The following is a 14,296-nucleotide window of genomic DNA, read 5'->3' as shown; positions in this document are numbered from 1 at the left end:
ATGTTGCGTCTAGCCGTACCGAACAAGGGTGCTCTTACCGAGGCCGCCCAGACCATTCTCAAAGAGGCCGGATATCGGCCGCGGAAGGACAGCAAGGAGCTGGTGGTCGTCGACCCCGAGAACTCCACTGAGCTGTTCTTCCTGCGCCCGCGGGATATCGCCGTGTATGTGGGGGAGGGCACCCTCGACGCGGGGATCACCGGGCGGGACATGCTGTTCGACTCGGGGGCCCCGGCGGAGGAGGTCGTGCCGCTCGGGTTCGGGCGGTCGACGTTCCGGTTCGCGTCGACGCCGGGGGCGTACACCGGTGTCGAGGATCTGATGGGGAAGCGGATCGCCACGTCGTACGCGGGACTGCTCAGCAAGTATCTCGCGGACCAGGGCGTGGACGCGCGGGTGATCAAGCTGGACGGGGCGGTGGAGACGGCGCTGCGGCTGGGGGTCGCCGACGCCGTCGCCGATGTCGTGGAGACCGGGACGACGCTGAGGAATGTCGGGCTTGAGGTGTTCGGGGAGCCGATCGCCACGTCCGAGGCGGTGGTGATCAAGCAGGTGGGGGCGGCGGACAATCCCGTATTCCAGCAGTTCGTGCGGCGGTTGCAGGGCGTTCTGGTCGCGCGGGACTACGTGATGATGGATTACGACATCCGCGCGGAGCGGATCGATGAGGCGATCGACATCACGCCGGGGATGGAAGGGCCGACCGTTTCGCCGCTGCACCGGGAGGGCTGGGTGGCCGTGCGGGCCATGGTGCCGCGCAAGGGCCACCAGTCGATCATGGATCAGCTCTGGGACCTGGGCGCCAAGGCCATCCTCGTGACCGATATCTACGCCTGTCGCTTGTAGTTCGCGAAGCGGCGGACAACGCGGGTTCGCACGCGGACAATTGTCACTGTGAGTAGTGGCGCGCGTGTGAAGCGTAGGCGATTCCTGTACGGCGGAGCGGTGCTCGCGGGAGGGCTCCTGGCGGGCGCCGGGTTCGTCGGCGGAGTGGCGGTCGGGTCGAGCGATCGGCCCGAGCTGCTGCCGGAGCGGGCGCCGCGCACCCCGGAGGAGGCCTGGCGGCTGCTGATGGCCGGGAACGAGCGGTGGGCGTCGGGGCGGTCGATTCACCCGAATCAGGATGTGGCGCGGCGGCTGGAGGTGGCGGGCGAGCAGGCGCCGTACGCGGTGGTGGTGTCGTGCATCGACTCGCGGGTGCCGCCGGAGATGGTGTTCGACGCGGGCGTGGGGGACGTGCTGGCCGTGCGGACGGCCGCGCACACGGTGGATCCACTGGTCACGGCGGCCATCGAGTACGGGCCTGAGGATCTTCGGGCGTCGCTGGTGGTGGTGCTGGGGCATCAGCGGTGCGGGGCGGTGACGGCGGCGGCGCAGGCGCTCAGCAAGGGGGATCGGCTGCCGGGCGGCATGCAGCACATCGTGACGGCGCTGCGGCCCGCGTATGCGCGGATGACCGGGCGGGGGCGGGTGATCGTCGATCCGCTGCTGGTGGAGAGCATGGTGCGGGACCACACGATGAACGTGACCCGGCAGCTCGCGCGTGATCCGCTGCTCGCGCCGAGGATTCGCAGTGGTGGGTTGCGGGTGGTGGGGGCGTACTACTCGCTGGAGACCGGGCGGATTTCACGGCTCCTCTGAGCGGTCAGACTTTCGCCGGCTGGTTGGCGACGTGGCGGATGAGGTCGCTGACGTGGACGATGCCCAGGCAGCGGCCCACCTCGTCGACCACCACCAGGTCGTCGTAGACGCGTTCGGATTCGCGGCCCGCGAGTTGCATGGCGGCGATGGCGGGCGTGGTCTTGGGGACCAGGCGGGCGGTGTCGGCCACGCGGTGGGCGGGTTTCTTGGCGTGCAGGGCGTGGCCGTACGCGCCTGCCATGAAGAGCAGGAATCGGCTGCGGTCGATCATGCTCTGCGGGCGCTGGTACTCGTCCACCAGGATGACGCTGGTGATGGACGATTCCGAGCCGAAGGCGTTGACGACGTCTTCGGCGCTCGCGTTCTGGGAGACGGTCATCGCGGGGAGGAGGAACTCCTGGACGCGGGGGCCGAGGAGGGCCGCCATCGGGGTGGCCTCGGGGATCGGGACGGGGACGTGGACGCGGCCGTGGGAGGGCTTCCAGTCGTGGGGGGCCAGGAGGGGGCCCTGGGCGAGGCGGATGCCCCAGCTCCGGATGGCGCCCAGCTGGGATTCGTCGCGGATGCCGGGAGCCAGGACGTGGGCGCCGATGCCGCGGGCCATCGTGACCAGGGATTCGGCGAGGGCGCCCCGGCGGGCGTCGCGGGGGATGCGGTCGACCAGCTGGGTGCCGATCATGATGACGTAGGGGGAGGTGTCGGCCAGGACGTCGAGGGGGAGCTGGCTGACTCCCAGGCCGCCGAAGGCGATCAGGTAGCCGGCGGCGCGCAGGCCATCGATGCCCGCGAGCAGGTGGGGGCGGTCTTCGGTGTGGATGTCGCCATCGAGGACCAGAATGACCTCGCGGGGGCGGCGGCCGCCGACGCGCATGGCCTCGTTCAGGGGGGCGAGTCCGGCGGATCCCGCGATGACGGCCGCGGCCGGGATGGACAGGACGAGCGGCAGCCGGGCTTCCTCGGTGGAGGCGGCGTGTACGGCGTTCACGGTGGCCGTGAGGTCGGTCGCGTGCGCGCCGTAACGGCCTTCGGTGGTGACCTGGACCGCGATCACGCCGCCGGTGTCGAGGTCGACGACGGGGGTGAAGACGGCGGCGGGGCCGCTGGTGCTGGCCTGGGGGTCGTCGTGGCCCGGCATTCCGGTGGCCGGGGCGGCGTTCCAGGCGGGGATGTACCCCGACACGGTGAACGGCCCGGAGGGCGAGTGTTCCGCGGACGGCGGAGAGGTCGCGACCGGCGCCGAGAGGGGAATGGGAACCGACACCCTTGAATTCTGGTCTCCTCGCAGGTACGGCAGCTGCCGTGTGAAATGAAGTTCACCGACATTTCCCCGTTTGTTGCGGTGAATACCAGCCCGTACACCCTTGTCCCGAGGGCTTCGCCCCTGCGACCGGATTTGGCTGGTTGCAGTGGATCTCCCACCCACCCTCCCTTTTGTTTCCGGGGCTTCGCCCCTGCCCCATTCGCCCCTGCCCCCGCTCACGCGGGCTCTTCGCGTTGCGCAATGACTAGGCTGGCTTCTTATGACGGCAAGGCCCGCCGCGGGCGGGGGGAGATGGGTCTCGGTCGGGCCGGAACGTGTCGGCCGGTGGATCCGTGGCTTCGCTGACCGTCATGGGGAACCTTCCGTGGAGGCTTCGCCCGGCCTTGTCACGTTGAGCGCGCCGGATGGTTCGGTGGCCGAGTGTCACGTTCCGTTCCCGCCTCTGGCTCACGACGGTGACGCCATCGCCGGTCTGATCGCCCACGCGAACAGCTCCAAGCGCGTCGGCGTGCTCCTCGTGCGCCTCGGCGGCTACGCGGCAGGCGTATTCGACGGCGACCGCCTGGTGACCTCGAAGGTGGGCGCGCGCCTGGTCCACGGGCGCAGCGCGGCGGGCGGCTGGTCGCAGCACAGGTTCGCCCGGCGCCGGGAGAAGCAGTCCACGGAGGCGCTGCAAGCCGCTGCCGATGTCGCCGCGCGGGTACTGCTCCCGCACATCGACAGCCTGGACGCTCTCATCGTCGGCGGCGACAAACGAGCCATCGACGAGCTCCGCGAAGATCGCCGCCTCACGGCGTTGTTCGCCCTGGAACGCGAACCCTTCCTCACGGTCCCCGACCCCAAGCTCGCCGTCCTGACCGAGACCCCGTCTCTGTTCCGCGCCGTACGAATAAGAATCACCGACGCACCCCCGGCCTGAACTGAACCGTTATCAAAGACCGCTCTTGACCCACTCCTAGTTGTCTGACATCTTACAACACATGCCGAATGGCCCATCCTTCATCCCACCTGGACAGCGACTGCCTCTCTCCGAGGAGGTGCGGAGTCTGCTTGTGGCGCAGATAGCCGACGGTCGGCTGCAGCCAGGTCAGCGTCTTCCGTCCGAGCCCGCGCTGGCGAAGCAGTACGGAATCAGTCGTCCCACGCTGCGGGAGATCCTCAGCGGCCTGGAGGCGGACGGGCTGGTGCGCAGGGTGCACGGAGTCGGAACCTTCGTGGCCCAGAAGCAGCCTCGGGTGCAGACCTCGCTCGACCTCGACATCGGTGTCACCGAAGCGGTTCTCGCCGCGAACGCGACGCTGGGCGTGGAGGTGGTCAGCGCGCATGAGGAGGCCGCGTCGAGCTGGATGGCCGCGGCGCTGGACCTCAAGACCGACGACCGGGTCTTCTCGGTTGAGCGGATCATCCGCGTGGACGGCGTTCCCGCGGCCCACGGCCTGGATGTCATGCCGCTGGAGATCCTGGAGCGTTCGGGATCCCCGGGGTACGACGGCGGGTCGATCTATCGCTTCCTGGAACGCGACTGCAAGATCCATCTGCTCGGCGGTGTCGCGGAGGTGTCGGCCACGCTGGCCAACACCCGGATGGCCGCCGCGCTGGGATGCCGTCGCAACAGCCCGGTCCTGCGTCTCGACCAGATCGAGAAGTCGGCGGACGGGCACCCCGTGCTGGCCTCGCGCGAGCACTACGTCCCGGGCGTGTTCCACCTGACCGTACGGCGACTGCGGCACGGCAGAGCGGACCTGTTCGAGGGGGACGACAGCACCACCTAGCCGGGCTCCCCTCACCCGGCCTGCACATCCGAGAAAGGGTGATTTCGTGATTCCAAAAAGCGACGATCGGGGGATCCAGGATGGTTTGACGGACGACGAGGAACTCCGGTCCTTCGGCTACGAACCGCAGCTGGACCGAACCATGGGCCTCATGAGTTCGCTCTCCATCTCGATCTCCTGCATGTGCATCACCGCGGGAATCTTCACCACCTACGCCTACTCCCTGGGCATGATCGGGCCCGTCTTCGTCTGGACCTTCCTGGTGGTCGCCGTCGGCCAGGTCCTGGTCGCGCTGGTGCTGGCCGAACTCGCCGGGCGCATGCCGATCAGCGGCTACGCCTTCCAGTGGACCAGCCGCCTGATCAACTCCCACTACGGCTGGTTCGTCGGCTGGGCCGGTCTGATGGCCTTCATCCCGGGTTTCACCGGCCTGAACTTCGGCCTCGCGCCCATCCTGCAGGAGCGTCTCGGGCTGACGATCACGCCCACCTCGACGCTGGTCGTCGTCATCGTGGTCACCCTCACCCAGCTCATCATCAACCTGATCGGCGTGAAGCTCGCCGCCAAGATCAATAACGCGGCCGCGTTCGTCGCCGAGCTCGGCCTGTCCATCGTCCTGACGATCATCCTGCTCGTGGTGGGTTTCGTCACCAACCCCGTACAGGACTTAGGCTTCCTGACCACCTCTTCCGTGGACGGGCCCGGGTTCACCGGCGCGCTGCTGATGTCGTCGCTGCTGGCGATCTGGGTGCTGACCGGCTTCGAGGGCGCGGCCGACCTGGCCGAAGAGACCAAGATGGCCAAGAAGCAGGTGCCGCGGGCGGTCGTCACGGCGCTGGTCGTGTCGCTGACGATCGGCTTCTTCATGCTCGTGGCGCTCACCATGAACATCGGGAACCTGGCCGAGACGACCTCCGCGGAAGTCCCGATCACGCACATCCTGCGCGGCGCGCTCGGCACCGCCGGGTCCGCGGTGTTCGAGATCGTGGCGATGATCGCCCTGTACGCGGGCGGCCTGGCCAACATGGCGGCGGCCTCCCGGCTGATGTTCTCCATGTCCAGGGACCGGATGCTGCCGGGCTCGGCCAGGCTCTCCCAGGTGTCCCGCCGCCGATCCCCGGCGTGGGCGCTGTCGGTGATCGCCCTGATGAGCGTCGCGCTCATCACGGTCGGCACCTACCTGGCCAAGGAGACGGTGGGCCTGATCGTGGGCATGGCCTCGGTCGGCTACTACGCGGTCTACGCCCTCACCATCGGCGCCGTCCTCTACGCGTCGGCGACCAAACGGCTGTCGAAGGCCTCCTCGTTCAGCCTGGGGATCTGGGCCACCCCGGTCCGCTGGGTGGCGTTCCTGTGGTCGCTGTTCGTGGTCGGCGAGCTGGTGATCCCCGAGGCCAACCGGCAGACCGCGCTGATGGCCGGGATCTTCTTCCTCATCGCCGCCGTCTGGTACGTCACCGTCCTGCGTGCCCGGCTCACCCGAGGCCAAGCGGGCATTCCCCGCGCGGACGCCCCGCACTGAACCACCAGGGGCGGCGGTCTGCCCGCCGCCGCCCCGCATCGAAAGGTTAGACCTGTGACCCGCTCCATCCAGAGCTTCGTCCGGCCGGGTTTCGCCGAGGCGGCGCCGTACAACGCGACCCACCACGACTTCGCCTGGCGGCGGCGCGAGCTCGCGCGGATGATGTCCAACGAATGCCCGATCCCGCCGTCGCCCGCCGTGCTGCGCGCCGTCTCCGAGGCGATGGCCGTCGGGCACCTGTATCCGTACTCGGGGCAGGACCTGCGGGCCGCCGTGGCCGCCCACTGCGGGGTGCCGGTCGAGTCGGTGGTGCTGGGCAACGGCTCCACCGAGATCCTCGACGTGCTGACCCGGGTGCTGACCGGCCCGGGCGACGAGACCATCATCCCGACCCCCACGTACGCGTTCTTCGAGACGCAGTCCCGGCTGTGCGGGAGCACGCCGGTGTTCGTCCCGCTGACCGAGTCCTGGGAGCTGGACGTGGACGCGATGCTGCGGGCGATCACCCCGCGCACGAAGATCATTTTCCTGTGCAGCCCGAACAACCCGACCGGCAGGGGCTGGTCCGTCGAGCAGGTGGAGCGCCTCGCGGAGACCGAGATCCCGGTCATCATCGACCAGGCGTACCTGGAATGCGGCTACGGCCAGTCCTTCGCCCACCTTGTCACGAAATATCCGAACCTGGTGACGACCCGGACGATGTCCAAGGGCTTCGGCCTCGCCGCGCTCCGGGTCGGGTACGCGATCGCGGACCCCTGGCTGGCGGACGTCGTCGACCGGGTACGGATCCCGTTCAGCATCAGCCTGATGGCCATCTGGGGATGCCTGGCCGCGTTCGGCGAGCCGGCGGAGCTGGAACGGCGGCGACGCCACATCAGCGGCGAGGCCGACCGGCTCTACAAGGGCCTGCAGGAGATGGACGGCGTCGTCGCCTACCCGTCTGAGGGGAACTTCGTGCTCGCCGACATTTCCGGCACCGGACAGGAAGTCCAGCCTGTCGTCGACGCCGTCCTCGCCCAGAACATCCTCATCCGGGCGATGAGCGCGCACCGGCTCCGCGGCTCCCACATCCGGGTCACCGTCGGCACCGAGGAGCAGAACGACCGCTTCCTGGACATCCTCCCCGACATCCTCGGCAACGGCTCATGAGGATCCTGGCGTTCGACGTGGGCACCAGCGGCGTCAAGGGCGTCGTCACCGACGCCGAGGGCCGCCTGCTGGACAGCGCCTTCCGGTCGTACGGCCTGCGGGCCAAGGAGAGCGGCTGGGTCGACCAGGACCTGGAGGAGATCCTGGCGGCCACCCTGGAGGTGGGCCGGGCGCTGGCCGCGGGGAACCCTGGCATCGGCGGGGTCAGCGTGACCGCGCAGATGTTCAACGTGGTCCCGGTGGACGCGGCGGGCCGTCCCCTGCTGCCGATGCTCAGCTGGCTGGACCAGCGGTCGGCGGGGGAGGCGGTCGCGCTGGCGGAGCGGATGCCGCCGGGGGAGCAGTTCGAGCGGCTCGGTTCGGTGGTATCGGCCAAGGACATCCTGCCCAAGATCCTCTGGTTGCGGGATCGGGAGCCGGAGGTGTTCGCGCGGTCAGTCAAGCTGCTGGACTGCAAGGAGGCCGTGGTCATGTGGCTGACCGGCGTCGCGGTGGTCGACCACGCGGGGGCGTCGGCGTACCGGCTGTACGACCGGGAGCGGCGGGACTGGAACTGGGCGGTCTGCCAGGAACTCGGCATCCCCGTCCAGCTGCTGCCCGAGGTGAGGGCCGCGACCGACGTCGCCGGGCCGATCCGGGACTCCCTCGCCGCCGAACTCGGCCTGCCCCCCGGCACCCCGGTCATGGTCGGGGCGGGCGACGTCCCGGCCAGCCAGGCGGGCTCCGGCGCGGTCGGCCCCGGCGACGTGCACGTCAGCTTGGGCACCGCCATCTATTTCGGGGTGAGCATGGCCCAGCCGGGACGTGACCCGGCCGGGCGGCTGGGCGTGATCGGCCACATGGACCCGAACCTCTGGATTCTCTGGCTGGAGATCGCCACCGGCGGCGCGGCACTGGCCTGGATCGGCCGCACCCTCGGCGTCCACGCCAACGGCGAGACGGACGGCCGGATCGACGGCCGGATCGACGGCCGGATTGACTACGCCAGGATTGACCGCTTGGTGGCCGGATGCGCGGACCAGATGGACGACCTGATCTTCGCGCCGTGGCTGAGCGGCGAACGGGTGCCGGTCTTCGACGACCGGGCGCGCGCCGCCTTCGTCGGGCTGGGCCTCAACCACGGCCCGGCGCATCTGCTCCGCGCGGTCATGGAGGGCGTGGCCTTCCAGATGCGCTGGGCGCTGGAGTACGGGCAAGCCTTCGGCCAGCCCATCGGCTCGATCCGCGCGGTCGGCGGCGGCACCATCGGCACCCAGTGGATCCAGATCCTCGCCGACGTCCTCGGCCGCCCCCTGCACGCCGTGGCGAACCCTCAGGACGCCGGCGCGCTCGGCGCGGCCGCATGCGCCCTGGTCGGGCTCGGTCACTGGCCTGATTTCGCCACCCTGAAGGAACGGGTGGCCATCGAACGCACCTACCAGCCGGATCGAGCCAGGATGACCGCCTACACCGGCCGCTTCGCCAACTACCGCCGCCTGTACCAGGCGCTGCACCCCGTCTACCACCGGGAGACGCCATGGCCGGGCAGGAGACCCTCCGCTGCGCCCGCCTCCTGGAGGCGTTGTGAGCAGGTCTGAGGCGTTCGGATCCGCCCGGGAGACGCCATGGCCGGGCAGGAGACCCTCCGCCACGCCCACCTCCGGGAGGCGTTGTGAGCAAGTCTGAGGCGTTCCGGCCCGCCCGCGCCTGGGAGGCGTCGTGAGCAGGCGTGGGGTGATCTTCGATCTGGACGGTGTGCTGGTCATGTCGGAGTTCCTGTGGGAGGAGGGCTGGACGCGGTTCGCGGCCGACCACGGCTACCCGTGGACGCCGGAGGACACCCGCGGCTGTCAGGGGATGAGCGTCCAGGAGTGGGGCGCCTACCTGGGCGGACGGGCGGGAGCCGACCCGCGGGCTGCTTCTGACGCGGTGGTGGCGTTCGTCGCGGGGGCGTATGACTCGGGTCGGGTGAGCCTGTTGCCGGGGGCGGAGAAGATGGTGGCCGAGGTCGCCCGGCGGGCGCCGGTGGCGCTGGCCTCCTCCGCGCCGCGCGCGATCATCGACACGGTCATGGGCACGATGGGCTTGGGCCGCCATTTCCGCGTCACCGTCTCCAGCGCCGAGGTCCGGGCCGGGAAACCTGCTCCGGACGTGTATGCGGAGGCGGCCCACCGCCTCGGCATCGATCCGAAAGCGAGTTTCGCGGTCGAGGACTCCAGCAACGGGGTCCGTTCCGCGGCCGCGGCCGGGCTGCGGGTGCTGGCCATCGAACACGCGCGGTACCCGCTGGCCGAGGATGCCGCCGCGATGGCCGTGGCCGTCTGCCATTCCCTCGACCAGGTCCTGGACCATCTCACCGCACTGCTGGAGGTCGATCCATGACACACGTCTACAACGCCGAAACGGGCTTCAAGGATGAGTTCCTCGATGGCCTCACCGCCGCCTACGGCCGCTACCTGCGGCGAGTCCCGTCCGCTTCGGGCGTCATGTCGGTCACCGCCCCCGCCAGGGGACGGGCGTCAGTGCTCATCGGCGGCGGATCCGGCCACTATCCCGCGTTCGCCGGGCTCGTCGGGCCGGGCCTGTGCGACGGCGCGGTCGTCGGGGACGTGTTCACCAGCCCGTCGGCCGAGCACGTGTACCGGTGTATCAAGGCGTTGGACGGCAGCGCGGGGGTGCTGCTGTCCTTCGGTAACTATTCCGGCGATGTCATGCATTTCGGCGCGGCCGTGGAACGCGCCAGGCGGGAGGGCGTGGACGCCAGGATCGTCCTGGTCACCGATGACGTGGCCAGCGCGCCGAGCGAGAGGCGGGACCAGCGCCGCGGCATCGCCGGAGGCTTCTTCGTGTTCCGCGCCGCCTCCGCCGCCGCGCACGCGGGCCTCGCCATGGACGACCTGGAAGCCCTGGCACATCGGGTCAACGCGGCCACCTTCACCTTCGGAGTAGCCTTCGGCGGATGCACGTTCCCGGGCCGGTCCGGGCCGCTGTTCACCGTCAAACCCGGGCAGATGGAGCTGGGCCTCGGCATTCACGGCGAACCCGGCATCGAGACCACCGACTGGGTTCCCGCGACGCGGCTGGCCGAACTGCTGGTGGCCCCGCTGCTCCGGGAACGCCCCGACGGCGGACGCCGCGCCCTCGTTTTGCTGAACGGGCTCGGCAACACCAAATACGAGGAGCTTTTCGTCCTTTATCGCGATATCGACGCCATCCTCGCCCGGGAAGGCGTCGAGGTGGTCCGCCCCGAAGTGGGCGAGTATGTGACATCTCTTGATATGGCGGGCTGCTCGCTCACGCTGTGCTGGCTGGACCCCGAGATCGAGCCCTACCTGGACACCCCGGCCGCCGCCCCCGGCTACCGGACCGGCCAGGCCGTCACCGCCGACCTCCCCGCCCCCGGCTACCGGACCGGTCAGGCCGTCACCGCCGACCTCCCCGCGCCCGTAGCCGCCAGCCTGGTCGCGCCCGTTCAGTCGATGCCCGCGCCTGCGCAGGCGATGCCCGCGTCCGTTCAGGCGGTGGCCGCGTCCGTCGTGGCGATGGCCGCGCCGGTCGCGGAGGCGCGAGCCGACCTTCCCCGTACGGGCTGCGCCGACGTGGTCGCCGCCATGATCGCCGAGATGGCCGAGGTGATCGAGGCCATCGAACCCGAACTCGGCCGCCTGGACGCGGTCGCCGGGGACGGTGACCACGGCGCCGGGATGGTCCGCGGCTTCCGCGCCGCCGTGGCCGCCACCACGGCCGCGGGACCCCACGGCTCCGACGTGCTCACCGCCGCCGGAGCCGCCTTCAGCGAGGCCGCCGGCGGGGCCAGCGGCGCGCTGTGGGGCGCGGGACTCGCCGCGGCCGGGGCGGAACTCGCGACGACTCCCTCGGTCGCCGAGGTCCACACCGCCCTGGCCGCGGCGCTGGCCGCGATCACCGGTCTCGGCGGCGCGCGGGTCGGCGACAAGACGATGGTGGACGCGCTGGCCCCCTTCGTGGCCACCTTCGGCGCCTCCCGCGAGACCTTCCTGCCCAGGGTCTGGCGGGAGGCCGCCACCGTGGCCGCCAAGGCCGCCGCTGACACCGCCGACCTGGCGGGCCGCAAGGGCCGCGCCGCCGTGCACGGCGCCCGCAGCCTGGGCACACCCGACCCGGGCGCGGTCTCCCTGGCGGCCGCCCTCAGCGCCGCCGGACGGATCCTGGAACGGCTCCTGAAGGAGGACACGTGAAGATCGCCCTGGACGCCGATCACCTCGGCTTCCCGCTGTAGGAGACCGTCAAGGCCCATGAAGGAGGACACGTGAAGATCGCCGTGGGTGCCGATCACCTCGGCTTCCCGCTGAAGGAGACCGTCAAGGCCCACCTGTCCGCCCTCGGCCACGAGGTGGTGGACTTCGGCGTGCCCGACGCCCGGGAGGCCGACTACCCCGACATCGCCGTCGTGGTCGCCCGCGCGGTGGCCGCGGGCGCGTTCGACCGCGCGGTCCTGGTCTGCGGCACGGGCATCGGCATGGCCATCACCGCCAACAAGGTCCCGGGAGTCCGCGCGGCCTCGGTCAGCGATCCGTACTCGGCCGAGCGCGCCCGCAAGTCCAACGACGCGCAGGTCCTCTGCCTCGGGGCCCGCGTGGTCGGCCCTGAGGTGGCCGTCCTGCTCGTGGACCACTGGCTGGCCTCGGAATTCCAGGCGGGCGGCTCGGCCCGCAAGGTCGCCAAGATGAACGCCCTGGACGCCGAACGCGCCTCCTGACCCCCGACGTGAGCCTCCGACCTGACCCTCCGACCTGACCCTCCGACCTGAACCTCTGACCTGAGCTTCCGAACCGACTCGCCGAACTGACCCTTGGAAACCGAGCGCCCGCGCCGGGCCCACCCCTGGCGCGGGCGGTTAAACGAGGTGGCCGGGCTTCCGGGTGGTCTTACAATTGCTGGCATGGGCACTCCCGATTGATTTCTCCCCGCGTATCGATCGACTTCCTCGTACCGGGTCCCCTCAGCCACGCCTGCCACGGAGTGTTCCGCTCATCATGATCATTGCAACTGACGTCGAACTGCGCGCCGGCTCGCGCCTGCTCATCGAGAAGGCCAGCTTCCGGGTCAACTCGGGTGACAAGATCGGTCTCGTCGGCCGGAACGGGGCCGGGAAGACCACCCTCACCCGGGTGCTCGCGGGTGAGGGCATCCCCGCCACCGGCTCTGTCACCATTTCCGGAGATGTCGGCTATCTGCCGCAGGACCCGCGCACCGGCGACCTGCAGGTCCTCGCCCGCGACCGGATCCTGTCCGCCCGCGGCCTCGACGAGATCATCCGCGACCTGCGCGCCGCCGAACTCGGCATGTCCTCGGCCGACGAACGCTCCCGCGACAAGGCCGTCCGGGCGTACGGCAGGCTGGAGGACCGGCTGCACGTGCTCGGCGGCTACGCGGCCGAGTCCGAGGCCGCCTCCATCGCCTCCAGCCTCGGCCTGCCGGACCGGGTGCTCAAACAGCCCCTGGAAACCCTCTCCGGCGGCCAGCGCAGACGGGTCGAACTGGCCAGAATTCTGTTCAGCGGAGCGGAGACTCTCCTCCTGGACGAGCCGACAAACCACCTCGATGCCGACTCAATCGGGTGGCTTCGTGATTTTTTGCGATCACACCAGGGCGGCTTGATCATTATCAGCCACGATGTTGGCCTACTTGAAGCGACGGTAAACCGCGTTCTGCACCTGGACGCCAATCGCTGCGTGATCGACACCTACAACGTCGGCTGGAAGGCGTATCTGGCGCAGCGGGAGACCGACGAGAAGCGCCGCAAGCGCGAGCGGGCCAACGCCGAGAAACAGGCCTCGGCGCTGATGTCGCAGGCCGACAAGATGCGGGCGAAGGCCACCAAGGCCAAGGCCGCGCAGGACATGACCCGCCGGGCCGAGCGGCTGCTGTCAGGACTGGAGAGCGAGCGGCGCTCCGACAAGGTCGCCAAGCTGCGCTTCCCGGCCCCCGCGCCGTGCGGCAAGACCCCGCTCACGGCGGTCGAACTGTCCAAGTCCTACGGCTCGCTCGAAGTCTTCACCGACGTGGACGCGGCCGTGGACCGGGGCACCCGGGTGGTCATCCTGGGCCTCAACGGCGCCGGCAAGACCACCCTGCTGCGCATCCTCGGCGGCCTGGAGAAGCCCGACACCGGCGAGGTCCGCCCAGGTCACGGGCTCAAGATCGGCTACTACGCGCAGGAGCACGAGACGCTCGACCCGGGCCGCACCGTGCTGGAGAACATGCGCTCCGCCGGGCCCGACCTGGCCGACGTGGACCTGCGCAAGACCCTCGGGTCCTTCCTGTTCACCGGGGACGACGTGGACAAGCCCGCCGGGGTGCTGTCCGGCGGGGAGAAGACCCGGCTGGCGCTGGCCACCCTGGTGCTGTCCAGCGCCAACGTGCTGCTGCTCGACGAGCCCACCAACAACCTCGATCCGGCCTCCCGGGAGCAGGTTTTGACGGCGTTAAGGTCCTATTCCGGGGCGATTGTGCTAGTCACGCATGATGAGGGCGCAGTTGACGCCCTGCAACCGGATAGGGTGATCTTGCTACCTGACGGAATTGAAGACGCGTGGAGCGATGAATTTTCCGATCTTGTGGCCCTCGCCTGATCGTAATTTTGACGGGTACGGATCTTTTCCCTGGGAGTAGGTAGCCGATCTCGCCGAAATGACTGATCATGGCGTGAGTAACGCTGCGGAAGTCTGGCACTACAGGAGGTACTCGTGGCCGAGACTCTGAAGAAGGGCACCCGGGTGACCGGGGCCGACCGTGAAAAACTGGCCAGCGATCTCAAGAAGCGCTATGCCGCGGGTGAGAGCATCCGGGCACTGGCCGCTTCCACCGGCCGGTCGTACGGGTTCATCCACCGCATCCTCTCCGAGTCCGGTGTGACTCTGAGGGGACGCGGCGGGGCGACCCGAGGAAAGTCCAAGCGCTAGATCCGCCTCACAGTAGCGACCGCAGCCG

At 69.8% G+C, this 14,296-nt stretch carries 13 protein-coding genes; 12 read left to right on the top strand and 1 reads right to left on the bottom strand.

From position 1 onward, the window contains the following. Positions 1-846, top strand: a complete 846-nt coding sequence (gene hisG / locus Amac_RS23940) for an ATP phosphoribosyltransferase (protein WP_155356632.1) — start codon at positions 1-3, stop codon at positions 844-846. Positions 847-912: 66 nt separating this feature from the next. Then, positions 913-1,641: a carbonic anhydrase gene (locus Amac_RS23935; protein WP_155356631.1), complete on the top strand. Its 729-nt coding sequence runs from the start codon at positions 913-915 to the stop codon at positions 1,639-1,641. A gap of 4 nt (positions 1,642-1,645) precedes the next feature. On the opposite strand, the gene Amac_RS23930 is transcribed toward Amac_RS23935, so the two are convergent. Next, positions 1,646-2,902, bottom strand: a complete 1,257-nt coding sequence (locus tag Amac_RS23930; protein ID WP_246268628.1) for an EAL domain-containing protein — start codon at positions 2,900-2,902, stop codon at positions 1,646-1,648. A 259-nt stretch (positions 2,903-3,161) separates the two neighbouring features. Between Amac_RS23930 and Amac_RS23925 the strand changes: the two genes are divergently transcribed. From Amac_RS23925 to Amac_RS23880, 10 genes are all read left to right on the top strand, one after another. Further along, positions 3,162-3,821, top strand: a complete 660-nt coding sequence (locus Amac_RS23925) for an acVLRF1 family peptidyl-tRNA hydrolase (protein WP_155356630.1) — start codon at positions 3,162-3,164, stop codon at positions 3,819-3,821. Between the two features lie 118 nt (positions 3,822-3,939). Then, the gene (locus Amac_RS23920; protein WP_170322613.1) at positions 3,940-4,674 is read left to right on the top strand and encodes a GntR family transcriptional regulator; all 735 of its coding nucleotides are present in this window, start codon (positions 3,940-3,942) and stop codon (positions 4,672-4,674) included. 46 nt (positions 4,675-4,720) lie between these two features. Continuing rightward, positions 4,721-6,196: an APC family permease gene (locus tag Amac_RS23915; protein ID WP_155356628.1), complete on the top strand. Its 1,476-nt coding sequence runs from the start codon at positions 4,721-4,723 to the stop codon at positions 6,194-6,196. Positions 6,197-6,250: 54 nt separating this feature from the next. Next, the gene (hisC, locus tag Amac_RS23910) at positions 6,251-7,345 is read left to right on the top strand and encodes a histidinol-phosphate transaminase (RefSeq protein ID WP_170322612.1); all 1,095 of its coding nucleotides are present in this window, start codon (positions 6,251-6,253) and stop codon (positions 7,343-7,345) included. Next, positions 7,342-8,922 carry a xylulokinase gene (locus Amac_RS23905; protein WP_155356626.1) on the top strand — a complete coding sequence of 527 codons (1,581 nt, stop codon included), beginning with the start codon at positions 7,342-7,344 and terminating at the stop codon, positions 8,920-8,922. Before hisC ends, Amac_RS23905 begins: the two co-directional genes overlap by 4 nt. A 121-nt stretch (positions 8,923-9,043) precedes the next feature. Continuing rightward, positions 9,044-9,706: an HAD family hydrolase gene (locus Amac_RS23900; protein ID WP_246268624.1), complete on the top strand. Its 663-nt coding sequence runs from the start codon at positions 9,044-9,046 to the stop codon at positions 9,704-9,706. Beyond that, positions 9,703-11,541: a dihydroxyacetone kinase family protein gene (locus Amac_RS23895; protein WP_155356625.1), complete on the top strand. Its 1,839-nt coding sequence runs from the start codon at positions 9,703-9,705 to the stop codon at positions 11,539-11,541. Before Amac_RS23900 ends, Amac_RS23895 begins: the two co-directional genes overlap by 4 nt. Positions 11,542-11,612: 71 nt before the next feature. Further along, entirely contained in the window at positions 11,613-12,062 is a 450-nt protein-coding gene (gene rpiB / locus Amac_RS23890; RefSeq protein ID WP_155356624.1) for a ribose 5-phosphate isomerase B, read from the top strand. A 277-nt stretch (positions 12,063-12,339) separates the two neighbouring features. After that, entirely contained in the window at positions 12,340-13,938 is a 1,599-nt protein-coding gene (locus tag Amac_RS23885) for an ABC-F family ATP-binding cassette domain-containing protein (RefSeq protein ID WP_155356623.1), read from the top strand. 114 nt (positions 13,939-14,052) lie between these two features. Beyond that, positions 14,053-14,268 carry a helix-turn-helix domain-containing protein gene (locus Amac_RS23880; protein ID WP_155336977.1) on the top strand — a complete coding sequence of 72 codons (216 nt, stop codon included), beginning with the start codon at positions 14,053-14,055 and terminating at the stop codon, positions 14,266-14,268. The last annotated feature ends 28 nt before the right edge of the window (positions 14,269-14,296 follow it).

This window comes from Acrocarpospora macrocephala (assembly GCF_009687865.1).
In the GTDB taxonomy this organism is placed as follows: Bacteria; Actinomycetota; Actinomycetes; order Streptosporangiales; family Streptosporangiaceae; genus Acrocarpospora; species Acrocarpospora macrocephala.
Note: the sequence above shows the minus strand (reverse complement) of the source record. Positions and strands in the feature narration are given on the sequence as shown.

What these genes read in the sequence shown, in the direction of transcription:
- hisG (WP_155356632.1), top strand. Translation starts at nt 1, where the DNA reads ATGTTGCGTCTAGCCGTACCGAACAAGGGTGCTCTTACCGAGGCCGCC.
- Amac_RS23925 (WP_155356630.1), top strand. Translation starts at nt 3,162, where the DNA reads ATGACGGCAAGGCCCGCCGCGGGCGGGGGGAGATGGGTCTCGGTCGGG.
- Amac_RS23905 (WP_155356626.1), top strand. Translation starts at nt 7,342, where the DNA reads ATGAGGATCCTGGCGTTCGACGTGGGCACCAGCGGCGTCAAGGGCGTC.
- Amac_RS23895 (WP_155356625.1), top strand. Translation starts at nt 9,703, where the DNA reads ATGACACACGTCTACAACGCCGAAACGGGCTTCAAGGATGAGTTCCTC.
- Amac_RS23885 (WP_155356623.1), top strand. Translation starts at nt 12,340, where the DNA reads ATGATCATTGCAACTGACGTCGAACTGCGCGCCGGCTCGCGCCTGCTC.